Annotated in this window: 18 protein-coding genes and 1 other RNA gene; 10 read left to right on the forward strand and 9 right to left on the reverse strand. The window is 32.2% G+C overall.

The window, feature by feature from the left end:
- Positions 1-150: 150 nt before the first annotated feature.
- On the forward strand, positions 151-1,047 hold the full coding sequence (gene xerD / locus HB672_RS11275; RefSeq protein ID WP_167769637.1) for a site-specific tyrosine recombinase XerD: 897 nt from the start codon (positions 151-153) through the stop codon (positions 1,045-1,047).
- A 53-nt stretch (positions 1,048-1,100) separates the two neighbouring features.
- Here the strand turns inward: xerD and rny are convergent, their stop codons facing one another.
- The 4 genes from rny to HB672_RS11295 form a co-directional block, all read right to left on the reverse strand.
- Entirely contained in the window at positions 1,101-2,678 is a 1,578-nt protein-coding gene (gene rny / locus HB672_RS11280; protein WP_167769638.1) for a ribonuclease Y, read from the reverse strand.
- Between the two features lie 49 nt (positions 2,679-2,727).
- Positions 2,728-2,855: non-coding RNA, 6S RNA (gene ssrS / locus HB672_RS11285), on the reverse strand.
- A gap of 50 nt (positions 2,856-2,905) precedes the next feature.
- Complete coding sequence (locus tag HB672_RS11290; protein WP_167769639.1) at positions 2,906-3,199, reverse strand: cell division protein ZapA; 294 nt, start codon at positions 3,197-3,199, stop codon at positions 2,906-2,908.
- Between the two features lie 17 nt (positions 3,200-3,216).
- Positions 3,217-3,507 (reverse strand): hypothetical protein, encoded by a 291-nt coding sequence (locus HB672_RS11295; protein WP_167769640.1) that lies wholly within the window; start codon positions 3,505-3,507, stop codon positions 3,217-3,219.
- A gap of 175 nt (positions 3,508-3,682) precedes the next feature.
- Here HB672_RS11295 and HB672_RS11300 point away from each other — a divergent pair, with 175 nt between their 5' ends.
- The 3 genes from HB672_RS11300 to HB672_RS11310 are packed head-to-tail and all read left to right on the forward strand — an operon-like array spanning position 3,683 to position 8,489.
- Positions 3,683-5,374, forward strand: a complete 1,692-nt coding sequence (locus HB672_RS11300) for a M23 family metallopeptidase (RefSeq protein ID WP_167769641.1) — start codon at positions 3,683-3,685, stop codon at positions 5,372-5,374.
- On the forward strand, positions 5,328-7,841 hold the full coding sequence (locus HB672_RS11305) for a TonB-dependent receptor plug domain-containing protein (RefSeq protein WP_167769642.1): 2,514 nt from the start codon (positions 5,328-5,330) through the stop codon (positions 7,839-7,841). Before HB672_RS11300 ends, HB672_RS11305 begins: the two co-directional genes overlap by 47 nt.
- A gap of 33 nt (positions 7,842-7,874) precedes the next feature.
- On the forward strand, positions 7,875-8,489 hold the full coding sequence (locus HB672_RS11310) for a DUF2306 domain-containing protein (protein ID WP_167769643.1): 615 nt from the start codon (positions 7,875-7,877) through the stop codon (positions 8,487-8,489).
- On the opposite strand, the gene HB672_RS11315 is transcribed toward HB672_RS11310, so the two are convergent.
- Positions 8,479-9,624 (reverse strand): cysteine desulfurase family protein, encoded by a 1,146-nt coding sequence (locus HB672_RS11315; protein ID WP_167769644.1) that lies wholly within the window; start codon positions 9,622-9,624, stop codon positions 8,479-8,481. The genes HB672_RS11310 and HB672_RS11315 overlap by 11 nt on opposite strands.
- A 103-nt stretch (positions 9,625-9,727) precedes the next feature.
- Between HB672_RS11315 and HB672_RS11320 the strand changes: the two genes are divergently transcribed.
- Positions 9,728-10,246, forward strand: a complete 519-nt coding sequence (locus tag HB672_RS11320; protein ID WP_167769645.1) for a hypothetical protein — start codon at positions 9,728-9,730, stop codon at positions 10,244-10,246.
- 3 nt (positions 10,247-10,249) lie between these two features.
- On the opposite strand, the gene HB672_RS11325 is transcribed toward HB672_RS11320, so the two are convergent.
- The gene (locus tag HB672_RS11325) at positions 10,250-10,801 is read right to left on the reverse strand and encodes a Smr/MutS family protein (protein ID WP_167769646.1); all 552 of its coding nucleotides are present in this window, start codon (positions 10,799-10,801) and stop codon (positions 10,250-10,252) included.
- Positions 10,802-10,803: 2 nt separating this feature from the next.
- Positions 10,804-10,998 (reverse strand): hypothetical protein, encoded by a 195-nt coding sequence (locus HB672_RS11330; RefSeq protein WP_167769647.1) that lies wholly within the window; start codon positions 10,996-10,998, stop codon positions 10,804-10,806.
- A 226-nt stretch (positions 10,999-11,224) separates the two neighbouring features.
- Between HB672_RS11330 and HB672_RS11335 the strand changes: the two genes are divergently transcribed.
- The 5 genes from HB672_RS11335 (at position 11,225) to HB672_RS11355 (ending at position 14,390) form a co-directional block, all read left to right on the forward strand.
- Positions 11,225-12,973: a T9SS type A sorting domain-containing protein gene (locus HB672_RS11335; RefSeq protein WP_167769648.1), complete on the forward strand. Its 1,749-nt coding sequence runs from the start codon at positions 11,225-11,227 to the stop codon at positions 12,971-12,973.
- Positions 12,974-13,080: 107 nt separating this feature from the next.
- Complete coding sequence (locus HB672_RS11340; RefSeq protein WP_244306609.1) at positions 13,081-13,365, forward strand: DUF2752 domain-containing protein; 285 nt, start codon at positions 13,081-13,083, stop codon at positions 13,363-13,365.
- A gap of 8 nt (positions 13,366-13,373) precedes the next feature.
- Positions 13,374-13,697, forward strand: coding sequence for a CCC motif membrane protein (locus HB672_RS11345; RefSeq protein ID WP_167769649.1), 324 nt, complete (start codon positions 13,374-13,376; stop codon positions 13,695-13,697).
- 17 nt (positions 13,698-13,714) lie between these two features.
- A complete protein-coding gene (locus tag HB672_RS11350; protein WP_167769650.1) occupies positions 13,715-13,993 on the forward strand; it encodes a CD225/dispanin family protein in 279 nt (92 codons plus the stop codon).
- 46 nt (positions 13,994-14,039) lie between these two features.
- A complete protein-coding gene (locus HB672_RS11355) occupies positions 14,040-14,390 on the forward strand; it encodes a DUF2752 domain-containing protein (protein WP_167769651.1) in 351 nt (116 codons plus the stop codon).
- A gap of 43 nt (positions 14,391-14,433) precedes the next feature.
- On the opposite strand, the gene HB672_RS11360 is transcribed toward HB672_RS11355, so the two are convergent.
- Positions 14,434-14,880: a hypothetical protein gene (locus HB672_RS11360; RefSeq protein ID WP_167769652.1), complete on the reverse strand. Its 447-nt coding sequence runs from the start codon at positions 14,878-14,880 to the stop codon at positions 14,434-14,436.
- A gap of 11 nt (positions 14,881-14,891) precedes the next feature.
- A complete protein-coding gene (rocD, locus tag HB672_RS11365) occupies positions 14,892-16,136 on the reverse strand; it encodes an ornithine--oxo-acid transaminase (protein ID WP_167769653.1) in 1,245 nt (414 codons plus the stop codon).
- Positions 16,137-16,242 lie beyond the last annotated feature (106 nt).

Consider the following 16,242-nt stretch of genomic DNA (forward strand, 5'->3'; position numbering starts at 1 on the left):
GATTAATTCACATCAAATTAAAAAATAAAAACGCTTTTCAACAAAAATTTAACCCAAAAAGTAGTACTTTTATCGATAAAACCGCAGTATTACTGATAAAAACAATGTAGTATTTAACTTACGTATTGTTAATAAAACTGACTTATAAACATGAAATGGCTTCAGGCTTTAGAAGATTATAGTAACTATTTAAAGATTGAAAGAGGTCTCTCTTTAAATTCTATTAGTAGTTATTCTAGGGATGTAAAAAAGCTAATTAATTTTCTAGAAGCCAACGATATATCAATGTCTCCCATTAAAATTGAAAAGACAATCATTCAAGAATTTATATACCATATAGCCAAAGAGGTGAATGCTAGAAGTCAGTCAAGAATTATTTCTGGTTTACGAAGTTTTTTTGATTTTTTAATATTCGAAAACTACAGAGAAACCAATCCTTTAGAGTTAATTGAAGCTCCTAAAATTGGTAGAAAACTACCAGACACGTTATCAATTAGTGAAATAGATCTAATTATTAGCTCTATAGATTTATCAAACGCTCAAGGAGAACGTAATAGAGCCATTATCGAAACATTGTATAGCTGTGGATTACGTGTTAGCGAACTTATTAATTTAAAATTATCAGATTTATTTTTTGATGAAGGTTTTATTAAAGTTACAGGTAAAGGAGATAAACAAAGGTTTGTGCCTATAGGAAACCTAACTCAAAAGTATATTAATATCTATAAAAACGAAGTACGTATCCATGTTCCAGTTATAGGTGAATACCGCGATGTTTTATTTTTAAATAGAAGAGGTAAACAACTAACTAGAGCCATGATCTTCACCATAGTAAAACAATTAGGAGAGAAAGCTGGCATAAAAAAAACCATTTCGCCACATACTTTTAGACATTCTTTTGCAACACATTTGCTAGAAAATGGTGCAGATTTAAGAGCGATACAACTCATGCTAGGTCACGAAAGTATTACAACTACCGAAATATATATGCATGTAGACAAAAGCCATCTACGGAATGTTGTAGATAAGTTTCACCCTAGAAAATAAAAAAGCACCCAAAAAATGGATGCTTTAATACTAATTATAATTATTCTTAAAGTTTATTTTGCAATATTTACTGCTCTAGTTTCTCGAATTACTGTTACTTTAACTTGACCTGGATAAGTCATGTCTGTTTGAATTTTTTGAGATATTTCAAACGATAGATTAGCAGCTTTCTCATCGCTTACTTTTTCGCTTTCAACAATAACACGTAATTCTCTACCAGCTTGTATAGCATAAGCTTTCTTTACTCCTGTAAAACCAAATGCGATATCTTCAAGGTCTTTTAAACGTTGAATATATGAATCTAAAACTTGGCGTCTTGCTCCTGGACGAGCACCAGAAATCGCATCACATACTTGAATTATTGGCGACAATAAAAATTTCATTTCTATTTCATCATGGTGAGCTCCAATAGCATTACAAACCTCAGCCTTTTCACCATACTTCTCTGCCCATTGCATTCCTAAAATAGCATGAGGTGTTTCCATATCTGCTTCAGCATCTGGCACTTTTCCTATATCATGTAACAATCCTGCTCTTTTAGCTAGTTTTGGATTAATGCCTAATTCGGCAGCCATGACCCCACAAAGTTTAGCAACTTCACGTGAATGTTGAAGTAAATTTTGACCATAAGAAGAACGGTATTTCATGCGACCAACCATTTTTATTAACTCAGGATGCAAACCATGAATTCCTAAATCTATAACTGTACGTTTACCAACTTCAATAATCTCTTGTTCTATTTGCTTTTGCGTCTTTTTAACAACCTCTTCAATTCTTGCTGGATGAATTCTTCCATCAGTTACTAATTTATGTAATGATAAACGAGCTATTTCTCGTCTTACAGAATCGAAACAAGATAGTATGATAGCTTCGGGAGTATCATCAACAATAATCTCTACGCCAGTAGCAGCTTCAATGGCACGAATATTACGCCCTTCTCTACCAATAATACGGCCTTTAACGTCATCAGACTCTATGTTGAAAACTGATACACAATTATCAACAGCTTCTTCGGTTCCAATACGTTGAATAGTATTAATGATAATCTTTTTAGCTTCCTGTTCGGCAGTAAGTTTAGCCTCTTCCATCTTATCCTGCACATAAACCATTGCATCATCCTTTGCTTCGCCTTTTAAAGATTCTACTAGTTGTGCTTTTGCATCTTCTGCAGACAGTCCAGAAATAACTTCTAATTGTTGTATTTGGCTTTTATGCAGTTTATCAACTTCCGTTTTCTTTTTATCAAGATGCTCTATACGATAGTCGTAATCTTTAATCTTTTCTTCAATTTCGCTGTTTAGCTTTTTTTGTTTAGATAATTCTGAAGATATTTGAGATTCTTTATCTCGAGTTCGCTTTTCTGACTCAGCCATTTTTTTGTCTCTGGACAAAATAACTTTTTCATGTTCAGATTTTAACTCTATAAACTTTTCTTTTGCTTGAAGAATTTTATCTTTCTTTATTGATTCGCCTTCATGGTTAGCTTCTTTAATAATGCTTAAAGCTTCCTTTTTTGCATTCTTAATTAACCTTGAAGCGTTGCTTTTTTCGAGCGTTTTTGCTATAAAAAATCCAACTATTAATCCTAATATAATTCCTCCAACAATTAATAAAATTGTGTTCGTTTCCATTTTGTTTGCTTAGTTTAATAAAAAAAGCCTACATCAGTTTGTTTTGTATAAACTCCTTAAAAACAAGTTTAGGGCTAATAAGCTGATCAAGTATCTGTTTTGCACTGAAACAAGTTCAACACATGCAGCTCGCTTTTACAACTTCAACTCACCCTTTTTAAAGAATTAACGTTGAGTTTATCAAAAATTAACTAATGTAGGCAGTAACCTTATTTATTTTAAAGAACTTAAGAGCTTAAGCACTCTTTTAAAAGCTGGTTCATAGCTATTAACTTGTGCTCGACCTCTTCACTTAAATTATCTTTATCTATTTCTTTTTGTTCTGTTTGAGAAGCAAATTGCAAAGCACACATGGCTAAAACATCTTGTTTATCTCTAACGGAATAACTTTGCTCAAATTGCTTAATCATAGCGTCTATTTTCTGAGCGGCTTTACGCAATCCTTCTTCCTGACTTGAATCAATAGTTAAAGGATATACTCTATTAGCTATGGATAGCTTTATTTTAAGCTTTTCAGACATTATTAAAATATGTTACATTATTCAGATAATTGCGATATACAATGATCGATATCTCTAATTAATGCGTTTATTTTGAGCTTCGTTTCTCTTTTACTCTCGTCACTGCCTAGTATGGAATTTGCAAATTTTAGTGTTTCGTATTTATCAACCCAAGTTGCAACTTCGGCTTCTTGTTTAGATAATCTTTCTTGAGATATTGACAATTCTTCACTTAATTTAGCGTTTGTTTGCTTTAACACTTCTAGTTTATGCAATACTTTACTAATTCTGTTCTCTAAAGAATCTACAATTGCCTCAATATTACTCATTTATCAAATTCAATACTAATTACACAAAGTTAACATACCAATAGTTAATTAGCAATAGTTTTTGAGTAAATTTTAAAAGGCATTAATTATCAGGTAGTTATATTTATTGGCATGCGTTTTGAATATCCTTTGCAAATTTGCTACAAATTAATATTTTAGCAGTAATATCTTACTTATGGCAAAATCCCTCATCATTGTTTTTATTGTTGTCTCGCAATTATCATTTGCGCAAAATCCTTATCCACAAGATTATTTTAGAAACCCTTTGGATGTGACTTTGGTGCTTTCTGGAACTTTTGCTGAGTTACGCTCCAATCATTTCCATTCTGGATTGGATATTAAAACCCAACAACGTGAAGGCTTAAAAGTATATACTGCTGCTGCTGGATACATTAGTAGAATTAAAATCTCTCATTGGGGCTATGGTAAAGCTTTATACATTACACACCCTAATGGCTATACAACTGTTTATGCACATTTACAAAAGTTTGCTCCAAAGATTGAAGCCTATATAAAGAAACTGCAATATGAGAAAGAGAGTTATGAGATAGAAGTGTTTCCTAAAATAACAGAGTTATTGGTTGATACGGATGAAGTGATTGCATATAGTGGCAATACAGGAGGCTCTGGAGGACCGCATTTGCATTTTGAAATTAGAGATAACAAAGAACGTCCAATTAACCCAATGCTTTTTGGTATCGATGTAAAAGATAGTAAACGACCTATGATTCTTGGTATATACGCTTATCCTATCGGTCAGGATTCTCATGTTAATAATATTAACGAAAAAACCAAGTTACGCATTGTGCCAACAAATGATGGCGATTATACAACAGAAGCTATTGATGCTTTTGGGAAAATAGGTTTTGGTGTTGTAACCTACGATCAACAAGATTTGGCTGCCAATAAAAATGGTGTGAGCAACATACAAGCTTTCTACAATGGCAACAAAAACTTTGAAATCGATTTTAAACGGTTTTCATTTAGTGAGACAAAGCATTTAAACCGCTTAATTGATTATGCACATTTTAAAGAGGAAAAATCTAGAATTCAAAAATTATTTGTAGAAAAAAACAATCCTCTTAGTATGTATAATAATGTCGTCGATGATGGTTATATCATAGCTGAAGACAGTACAGCATCAGTTTACAAGTTAAGGGTGAGTGATTATAAAGGAAACGACACCTGGGTAACCATTCCAATTTCTGGCAAAAAAAGCAATACTATTAAAAGTAAGCCTAGAAAAACCACCCAACATTTTGTTTATGCCGACCAATCCAATGTTTTAGAGAAAGATAATATTTCGGTGTATATCCCAAGTAATACTTTTTATGATGATTTTTTTATTGATTTTGATGCCAAAAACGATACTTTAACATTACATGAAAGCACTGTTCCTGCCCAAAAAAACTTCACAATTAGTTTTGATATAAGCAGATATCAAGAAAAAGATAAAGACAAACTATTTATAGCCAGAAAGATTGGTTATAAAGACTTTGTAACTTATTCTTCCACTAAAAGAAAAGGAAATATTCTAAGCAGTAGTACTAAAACACTTGGTACATATACATTGTCAACAGATGTTGATAGTCCAAAAATAAGACCAATAAATTTTCAAGATGGAAAGTGGTTAAGTAAGTATCGCTATTTAAAAATGAAGATAACCGATGATGTCTCTGGAATAAAAAATTATAGAGCAACTATTAATGGTAAATGGATTTTAATGGAGTATGACTATAAAAAGAATAGCTTAATCTATGATTTTAACGACAACATTATTTCAGAAACGAAAAATAATTTAAAGATTATTGTTACCGATAATGTTGGAAATAGCTCTACATTTGAAGCAACATTTTTTAGAAAATAAAAACCTCTTGAAAATCAAACCTTTTTTACTACTCACTCTCTTTATCCTATTACCAATCATAGGGTTTTCGCAAACAGCAACCTTGAAAGGGATTATTCTTGATAAAAATAACTTACCTGTTCAAAATGTTAATATTAAGGCAGGCGATAATGGTACAACTAGTAACGATAATGGTTTTTATTTAATTAAAATTGAAGCAAATAAAGATATAGCTGTTGAGTTTACGCATTTAAACTTTAAAAAAATTACAGCAACTTTCAATTTAAAGAATGGCGAATCCTTTGAGTTTAATCCAGTTCTTGATACACAAATCGAACAAATAGAAACTATTGTTATTACAAGTACCGAACGAAATCGTGTTGAAGGTGTCACCACTATTAAACCAGAAATAATAAGAACCATACAAGGCGCACAACCAGGTGTAGAAAATTTATTAAAAACACTTCCTGGAGTTAATATATCCAACGAATTAAGCACACAGTACTCTGTTAGAGGTGGAAACTTTGATGAAAACCTAGTATATGTCAATGAAATTGAAGTATATCGACCTTTTCTTATACGCTCTGGGCAACAGGAAGGTTTAAGTTTTGTTAATACCGATTTAGTTCAAAATGTCGAATTTTCAGCTGGTGGTTTTCAAGCAAAATATGGTGACAAACTATCCTCGGTTTTAGATATAACTTATCGAAGTCCAATTAAATTTGGCGTTAGTGCTGATTTAAGCTTATTAGGTGGAAGCGTTTCTGCTGAAGCTATTTCAAAAGACTCAAAATTTTCAGGCGTTATAGGTTTACGTTATCGTGATAACAGTTTATTAGTTGAGGCCAAAGAAACCGAAACCAACTACAAACCAAAGTTTGCCGATGTTCAAACCTATCTTACCTATAAGTTTTCAGATAAATTTCATCTAAATTTCTTAGGAAACGCATCTATCAATAGCTACAATTATCAGCCGCAAACAAGACAAACTAACTTTGGTACTCTTACAAATCCGCTTGCACTTTTGGTATATTATGATGGTCAAGAAAAAGACAAATACCAAACATATTTTGGTGCTTTTAAAGCAAATTATTTTGTGAGTGATGATTTGACATTGAAACTAATTGCATCACAATATCATACCACTGAAGAAGAATACTTTGACATTTTAGCACAATACAGGCTTGGAGAAGTAAACAGCAATATTGGCGATGAAAACCTTGGGGAAGTCGAATTTAGTGAAGGTATTGGAAGTCAATTAAATCATGCTCGTAACGATTTAGATGCACTTATTACAAATGTTGAACATAAAGGAAGCTATAATTACAATGATAATCTCTTGGAATGGTCTGTAAAATATACGCATGAAGATATTAGAGACCGTATTGTAGAATGGGAAGTAATCGATTCAGCAGGTTTTTCAATTAATCCACCAAATATTGATAATTTCAATGAGCAACCTTACGAAGCTTATGAAGGTCCTTTAGTGCCGTTCCAAAATGTAAGAGCGACGAATAATACAAAAATTGACCGTATACAAGCTTATGGGCAATGGAGCAAGCGTTCTGAAATTGGTAACCATGAAGTCTTTTACAACGCTGGGGTTAGAGCACATAGCTGGACTGTTAGTGGTAAAGGTATAGAAAGTAATTCTCAAATTGTACTTAGTCCAAGAGCGCAATTTGCCATAAAGCCAGATTGGGAAAAAGATATGCTATTTCGATTAAGTGGTGGTTTGTATTACCAACCTCCTTTTTATCGTGAAGTAAGAGACAAAAATGGTGTAGTGAATCCAAATGTAAAGGCACAAAAGTCAGTGCACATTGTATTAGGTAATGAATATAGTTTCAAGATATGGGAACGCCCTTTTAAACTGGTTTCTGAAGGCTATTACAAAAACATGAGTGATGTTAATCCTTATACATTAGACAACGTTAGAATTCGTTATGAAGCCGATAATATTGCAAAAGCTTATGCTTACGGATTAGATTTTCGCCTAAATGGTGAGTTTGTTCCAGGTACTGAATCGTGGTTTAGCTTTGGTTATTTAAAAACAGAAGAGAACATAAACAACCAAGGGTATATTTCAAGACCAACAGACCAACGCTTAAAATTTGGTGTCTTATTTCAAGATTACATGCCAAACATACCTGACTTAAAAATGTATTTAAACTTGGTATATAATACTGGAGTTCCTGGTGGTTCTCCAAGTTATGCAAACCCTTATGATTATCAAGAACGTTTACCAGATTATAAACGAGCAGATATTGGACTGTCGTATGTTATCATAAATAAAGACAAAACCTATTCTGGATGGAAGCAAAAATTTAAAGAATTGAGTGTTGGTTTCCAAATATTTAACATGTTCGATGTACAAAATTCAATTACCAATACTTGGGTAAGAGATGTATATTCCAAACGTCAATACTCAATACCTAATTACTTAACACCAAGGGTTTTTAATGTTCGTGTTGGCATGCAGTTTTAATTACTATCTTAGCACAACATCAATCATATTATTATGAAACTTAGTAAAGCTTTTTGGGTTCTGGTAGCAATCTTAGCGGTATCCATTGGTCTCTACCCAATTATATATCTAACTACTGATATGAAAAGTAATGGGTTATTAGCTTCCAAAAATCAAGAACTTCTAGCTACATCCATATACAATATTGGCTTTTACACTCACATTTTTCTTGGAGGATTTGCGCTTTTAATTGGCTGGATGCAATTCTCAATAAAACAGAGGCAAAGAAAAATTAAATTGCATAGAACTATTGGAAAGGCTTACATTATATCTGTTTTATTAAGTGGGATAGCTGGTCTTTATATTGCGTTTTACGCTACTGGTGGCATAGGAACAAAACTTGGGTTTGGGATTCTAGCTTTACTCTGGTTAGCTACTACTATTATGGCATATAAAGCTATAAGAAATAAAAAAATTATCGAACATCAAAAATGGATGATAAGAAGTTATGCTCTATGTTTTGCTGCTGTTACATTAAGACTTTGGATGCCAATACTTCCTGCTGTTTTTAATTTGGACTTTAGTGAAGCTTATCCAATTATTTCTTGGCTGTGTTGGGTTCCAAATTTAATTTTTGCAGAAATTTTAATAACAAGAATTAAGAATTGATTAATTCTTTTAAAACCTCAACTGCATAATCTATCTCTTCTTTAGTATTATAAATACTGAAAGAAAACCGAACCGATGGTTTTTTCAATTCATCCTCAGTAAGTATCTGCGAAAGCACATGAGAATTGGATGTTGCACCACTTTGGCAAGCACTTCCTTTAGAACAAGCAATACCTTTTAAATCTAATTGAAACAACAACATAGCAGATTTTTCTTCAGACACTGGCAAACGCATATTAACCAAAGTATAAGTACTGTTTTCCATATCTCCTGAACAACCGTTAAAAGCAACTTCTGGCAGCTCTTTTGAAATTCTTGAAATGAAATACTCTTTCAAACCTTTCACATAAGTACTTTCTTTTTCAAGGTTTTCGTATGCAAGTTTAAGTGATTCACCTAAACCAACAATATTATGTACACTCTCAGTTCCTGCGCGATACCCTCGCTCCTGCTCACCTCCAAAAATTAGGGGTTTTAACCCTGAACCCTTTCTAATAAAACAAAAACCAGCACCTTTTGGTCCATGGAATTTGTGTGCACTTGCTGCCAAAAAATCAATAGGAATTTCCTGCAAATCTAAATCATAGTGCCCAACAGATTGTACGGTGTCACTATGAAACAAAGCAGAATTGGCTTTGCATAAATTGGCAACACGTGAAATATCGAGTTTATTCCCAATTTCATTATTTATGTGCATTAAGGTCACCAACTGTTTTTTATCAGATTGCAATAAGGTTTCCAAATGATTATAATCTATCATTCCTTTAGAATCGATATTTACATATTTTATAGCAATTCCATATTCCTTTACAAGTTCATCAATGGTGTGCAAAATTGCATGATGCTCAATTTTAGAGGTAATAATTTCAGTAACACCCAAATCCCTTACAGCACTTCTAAGTACTAAATTATCAGCTTCTGTACCACCTGAAGTAAATACAATTTCGCCAGCAGACACATTAAAATACGACGCTATATCTTTTCTAATACCTTCTATTAAAGATTTAGATGAACGACCAAAACTATGTGAAGATGAAGCATTTCCGTAATTATTTTTCAAAGAATTAGTCATAGCCTCAATCACTTCACTACGTATTTGAGTGGTGGCAGCATTATCAAAATATACTTGCTTCATGTTTACGTCTTTAGAGGCACAAAAATACATTAAGTAAAATTATTTTCATTATGATTCGTTTTAAAATACAATTCGTTTATTTTTGTTTCTAAACCCATTTACAATGCGCAAATCGTTTTTCATTTTATTAGCAACCATCTTTACAATTACATCATGTGATGATGGCGATATCATTACCGTAGATTTAGAATTTGATAAAACGCTAGCTTTGTGTGGTAATGAGAATAGTGCTAATTATGTAATTTATGATATTAAAACCGACACAAATGAATCTTTAACACTATTGTTTCCTGTTAACGATGCAAACAAGTTGATATTCAATCCTATTGACAATCCACATAGTGGCTCTTTCAACATTGATAACAATACAGTAAAGTTTAATTATAGAACTTATAATGGTGATCCAGAAGAAATGATTTGTCAAGAAATCCCATCATCCACAGTTAGTATCATTAGAGACTACGAAGCTGAGAATGGTACTGTTTACTACACTACTACTTACGAAGATGACTTAGGGGTTAGAACTGTAACAGTAGAATTCACTATAGAAAATTTAGATTTAGATATTTTAAATTCAACCAACGAATTTCTAGGCACTTACACCTATACGTTTACTCTATAAAATTTACTTGCTCTGATAAACATAAACCTCGGTAGCACCTAACCCATATTTTTGGTAATTAGCATCATAGAATTTAATATTATCATATTGCTTAAATAAGTATTCCAATTCAAGTTTAAGCACTCCTTCTCCAACACCATGAATAAATACTATTTTTTGTATGCGCTTACGCATTGCAAACTGCAACTGTCGTTTTGCTGTATCTAATTGCAGGGTTAAAATTTCATGCTTAGACATTCTTTTGTAAGATTTCACCAATTGATGGATATGCAAATCTACCTCCATTGCTGGCTGTGTTCTTTCTTTTCGCTTAACAACGGTAGCTTTCCTTTTTTGTGGATTTTTATCGGAATGTATTTTTTGAAATGTATCCTCGTTAAAACCTGACGATTTTAATATTTTAGGATTTTCTACTTTTACTAATTGTGATGCCTCAAATTCAAACTCAAAATCGTCCTCAGTTTGAATTGTTATAATATTGTTTTTAGCAAAGATAACCTCTCCAGAAAGGTCTTCATCCAACACATCAACATAATCGCCTACTTTTAACGGCATATTTATTCTTTTTCGCTTTTTATAAAACTATCATCATCATCTTTACCCGAAATACCACGAGACAGTCTATACAAACCAGTCATAAGCATTACAATGCCTCCAATCAAAATGTATTCATTTTGATTTTCTTCTGCTTGTGAATAAAGAGCTATTATACCTCCTCCTAAGATTAAAATGATATTTATTATTCTAGACATAATTCTAATTTAATTATACTATAATTTTGGTTCTCTAAAGTATGGCTTTTATTGAAAATAGCATTAAAAAACCATACAAAATAAGTCGACAAACGTATATTTTTTATCGATGAAATACTATTTTTTCAAAAATATATCTATATTTACGAGCAAATTAATCTAAAGCCTATGTAAGGTTATGAAATTGAAAATATTACTTGTTCTATGCTTAGTTTCAAACTTCGTCATGGCTCAGATTTCTGTGAGTGGCAATAACTATATATATGCCACTACTAGTGTTGATGCTCCAGATGTATATGTGTTTGTTGAAGATGATGTGAATTTAGAAAACTCCAACTCTTATTTTTATTTAAGAAATGATGCTCAATTGCTTCAAGGCACAGGTTCAACTGGCAATTCTGGTGTTGGGAAGTTAAGTGCTTATCAAAGTGGCACTGTAAATAATTTCGCCTATAATTATTGGTGTTCACCCGTTGGTAATACTGATTTGGACAATAATGCCAATAGATCTTTTAGACCTAACAATAATATTTATGATGTGACTGCTACGCCAATTACAAGTAGTTTAGCTACCTATACAACTGGTTTAGATGGAACTTCGGGACCATTAGTAATATCAAGTCGTTGGCTATATACATACAACCCTGGGACAACTTATAGTGAGTGGAATTATATATCAGATTCTGGAACAGCTGCTGTTGGCTATGGATTTACAATGAAAGGAACTACAGGTGGTAACCAATTATATGATTTTAGAGGGAAACCAAACAATGGCACCATCTCAACCAATGTTGTAGCTGGAGATTGGACTTTGGTAGGAAACCCTTACCCTTCTGCTCTTGATGCTCTTGATTATATTCACGATACACAAAACCAAACGTCCATAAATGGAGCTTTATACTATTGGGAACAAGATGCAACTGTTAATTCACATAATGTTGCCGATTATGTTGGCGGTTACGCATCATATACCATTAACGCAGCTGGCACAGTAGAAACCTATACAGACGCTACTTTTGACACTTATAATAGTGATGGCTCACTAAACACAACAGGTGGTTCTAGAACAAGTCCAAAAACAGCAAGACGCTATATTCCAATTGGTCAAGGCTTTATGATAATTGGTACTGCAAATAGTACTGCAAGGACATTGAATTCTCATAGAGAATATTATAAACAATCTGATATAGATAGTGAGTTTTTTAGAACCGGAAATTCAAAAAAAGAAAAGAAACCAAACAAAAATATTGATAAAATAATATACAACGATAATGGCTTGCAGATTCTACCCAACGAGTACAAACGTTTTAGGTTAAACATTGATTTTAACGATGTATACACAAGACAGATATTACAAAATTTCCATCATACCGCAAGCGATCGTTTTGACTATGGTTTAGAAATTGAAAGCCCAGAAGGAGTTGATTCTGATGCGTATTGGGTTTTAAATGACAAAGCTTACGTAGCTCAAGCTTTTAATTTTGATGAAAGTATAAAAATTCCTTTGGCTGTAAAGGTTAACAACCAAAATCAATTAATTAGATTTAGAATTTTTGATGTACAAAACTTTAATCCTAATCAAACCATTTACTTGCATGATATTGAGACAGATGTTTATACAGATTTAACTCAAGAAAACCATGAAGTAAATCTTGAAGCTGGAGATTACACCAACCGATTTGAAATAACTTTTACTAATAATAAGAATATTGATATAGAACTTGAGTCTGATAGTTTAGCTGTTTATCAAAACAACCCAGATTCGCAGTTAACTATAATAAACCCTAATAATCTAAATATTGACGATGTGGTATTGTACGATGTGAGTGGTAAGTTAATATTTCATCACAAAGATTTGGATTCAAGAACTAAGCACGAATTTTCTACTCAAGGTTTGAGCAGTGGCATTTATTTAGTTTCAGTAAAAATCAACAAAAGTGCTATTAACAAAAAAGTAGTGATTAGTAATAAATAGTTTTACATTACACCGTATAAATATTAAAAAAGAACTATCTATATGATGGTTCTTTTTCTATTTATTAGAGATACTTTTTTAACTTTGAAAAACTTATAAAACTTACAATGCTTTCTCCTGAAGATTACATGTTACCTTGCCTTAGTAAAAAATTCCTAGGAATAGAGTGCTTTGGCTGCGGATTTCAAAGATCCATATCGTTCTTGTTTCAGGGGGAATTTATAGCTGCATTTAAAATGTACCCTGGAATTTATCCGCTTTTTGCTTTAGGCGTGTTTCTAATTTTAAACTTCTTTTTAAAAATAAAAAATGCTGAAAAAATTAAAATAACTTTAGTAGTTTTAAGCATTGTATTTATTGTAACAAACTATATATTAAAAATAACCAACTAAATAGTATTATGGAAAAACAAAAACTCAACACTACCCTAGTATATATACTTGCAATTTTAGGGTTTTTATGCTGCTGTATTGGTGGTATAGGATTTATTTTTGCAGGAATTGCATTTTATATTGCGCATACTAAACTAAAGGAAGCCTATGCCAATCCAGAAAATTATGAAAACATAGATGCAATGAAAACAGCAAAAACAGTTGCATTAGTAGCACTTATCATTAGTAGTCTTTACTTTTTATACAATGTTTATTGGTTTTCGACTGGTGGATGGGATGAATTTATGATGAAATATCAAGAAGCTATGGAAGAAATGCAACGAAACCAATAACAACTTAAACTTTTAAAATGGAACAAATCAAACCACCAAGACCAGATAGTTATTTAGCTTTAGCAATTATTAGTACCATAATATGCTGCTTGCCTTTAGGAATTGTTAGCATTGTTTATGCTACAAAGGTAAACAGTCTTTATGCTGATGGCAATTACGACGAAGCTATTAGAGCTTCAAAAAATGCAAAAACTTGGGGACTAGTTTCTGTTGGTGTTGCAGTTGTTGGTTTGCTCATTTATATACTGATATTTGGAGTTGCCATTTTTGGAGCATTAAGTAATGGTAATTTCTAAACTAAAATTATCAATAATTATAATTGGAGTGCTAACGTTTTTAGGAATGTTAGCACTTTATATTTTTTGGAATCCCACAGAAACAAATATTTTCCCTAAATGTCCTGTTTATGGAGTAACAGGTATTTATTGCCCAGGTTGTGGTAGCCAACGAGCTGCACATCAAATTTTAAACGGAAACATTATTGAAGGCATAAGACACAATTACTTAATTGGGTTACTTGGATTGGTACTATCATATCAAGCCTTTATGTTTATAATGAATAATGTATTACAAAAAGGAATCGTTAATTTATTACACAAGTCTAAAGTTACATTGGGTATTCTTATAATTGTGATATTATTTTGGATTCTTCGAAATATCAATCTATTTCCATTTACTGAATTAGCACCATAAAAAAAGGCGACCTATTGGTCGCCTTTTTATCCTGAAATCTATATTAAAATAATGATGCTCCAACAATAGCGAGTAAAAACATTATTAGATATAAGCTGAAAATAATTATCGCAAAAATCCCTATAAATTTATAATGAGATTTTAAGTTAGAAAATGCTGATTCAAAATCATCGTTATTATTTGCATGTAATGCTCTTTTCATTTTTCTTGAAAATTTATATAAATAATAAACTGGAAAGAAATATATAAGTGCTATAACTACATAGAAAACTCCCATTCCTGCAGTGTATCCTAATTGATAAGCAGGTGAATCTCCCATAGTCGACATGATAGTCCCAAATAATAAACCTACCACAACCATCAGTCCAATACCGATAAAACCAATTATTGACAAGAAGAAAGACCATTTAGCAATCTCATTTAAAAAACGCTTAATATTAGTTGATATATTCAGCTCAAAAGTGTCAAAAGATGACGGATTATTTTCCATAAATAGTTTATTTAATTTTCAAACTCTTTAAGTGTTTTAATAATAATTGAAACACAATCTAATAATTGTTCTTCGGTCATTACCAAAGGAGGTGCAAAACGAATAATATTACCATGAGTTGGCTTTGCCAATAACCCATTATCTCTAAGTTTTAAACATATATTCCAAGCTGTATCACTGTCTTCATCATCATTAATTACTATAGCATTTAACAAGCCTTTTCCTCTTACAAGTTTAACTATGTTACTTTGCTCTATATACTTGTTCATTTCAGCTCTAAAAACCTTACCTAAAAATTCAGCATTTTCAGTAAGCTTTTCTTCTTTTACAACTTCTAAAGCAGCAATAGCTACAGCAGCAGCTACAGGATTTCCACCATAAGTACTACCATGGTTTCCAGGTCTAATAACATTCATAATTTCATTATTAGCCAATACTGCAGACACAGGATAAATTCCTCCACTTAATGCTTTACCAAGAACCAAAATATCTGGTTTTACATTTTCATGGTCTACAGCAAGCATTCTTCCTGTTCTTGCTATTCCTGTTTGGACTTCATCTGCAATAAATAATATATTATACTTTTCACATAATGCTTTTGCATTTGCCAAATAACCTTCACTAGGCACATAAACTCCAGCTTCGCCTTGAATTGGCTCTACTAAAAACCCTGCAATATCACTTGAACTTTCCAAAGCATTTTCCAATGCTTGCAAGTTGTTGTATTCAATTTTCATGAATCCCTCTGTGTATGGTCCAAAGTTTTTACGAGCTACAGGGTCATTAGAAAACGATATGATAGTCGTTGTTCTTCCGTGAAAGTTGTTTTCACAAACAATGATTTTTGCTTTGTTTGTGTCAATACCTTTGACTTCATAAGCCCATTTTCTGCAAACTTTTAAAGCCGTTTCAACAGCCTCAGCTCCAGTATTTATTGGTAACACTTTATCGAAGCCAAAGTACTCGGTGATATACTTTTCGTATTTGCCTAACATGTCGTTGTAAAACGCACGAGATGTTAATGTAAGTGTTTGTGATTGCTTTGTTAAAGCTTCAACAATTTTTGGGTGACAATGCCCTTGATTAACAGATGAGTAAGCCGATAAGAAATCGTAATATTGCTTACCTTCTACGTCCCAAACATGTACACCTTCTCCTCTACTCAAAACTACTGGTAGTGGATGATAGTTTTGCGCACCATATTTGTTTTCTAATGCCATCGCCTCTTGCGATGAAATGTGGTCTAAAACAGCCATTTTAAAAATAATTTAAGGTTTATGCCTTATCTAAATAAGACACCGTTTAACATCATATTATAATGCAAACATTAATAATTAAATCTCGCTTAGCGAGTAAAATAAC

This window comes from Gaetbulibacter sp. S0825 (assembly GCF_011777505.1).
Taxonomy (GTDB): Bacteria; Bacteroidota; Bacteroidia; order Flavobacteriales; family Flavobacteriaceae; genus Pontimicrobium.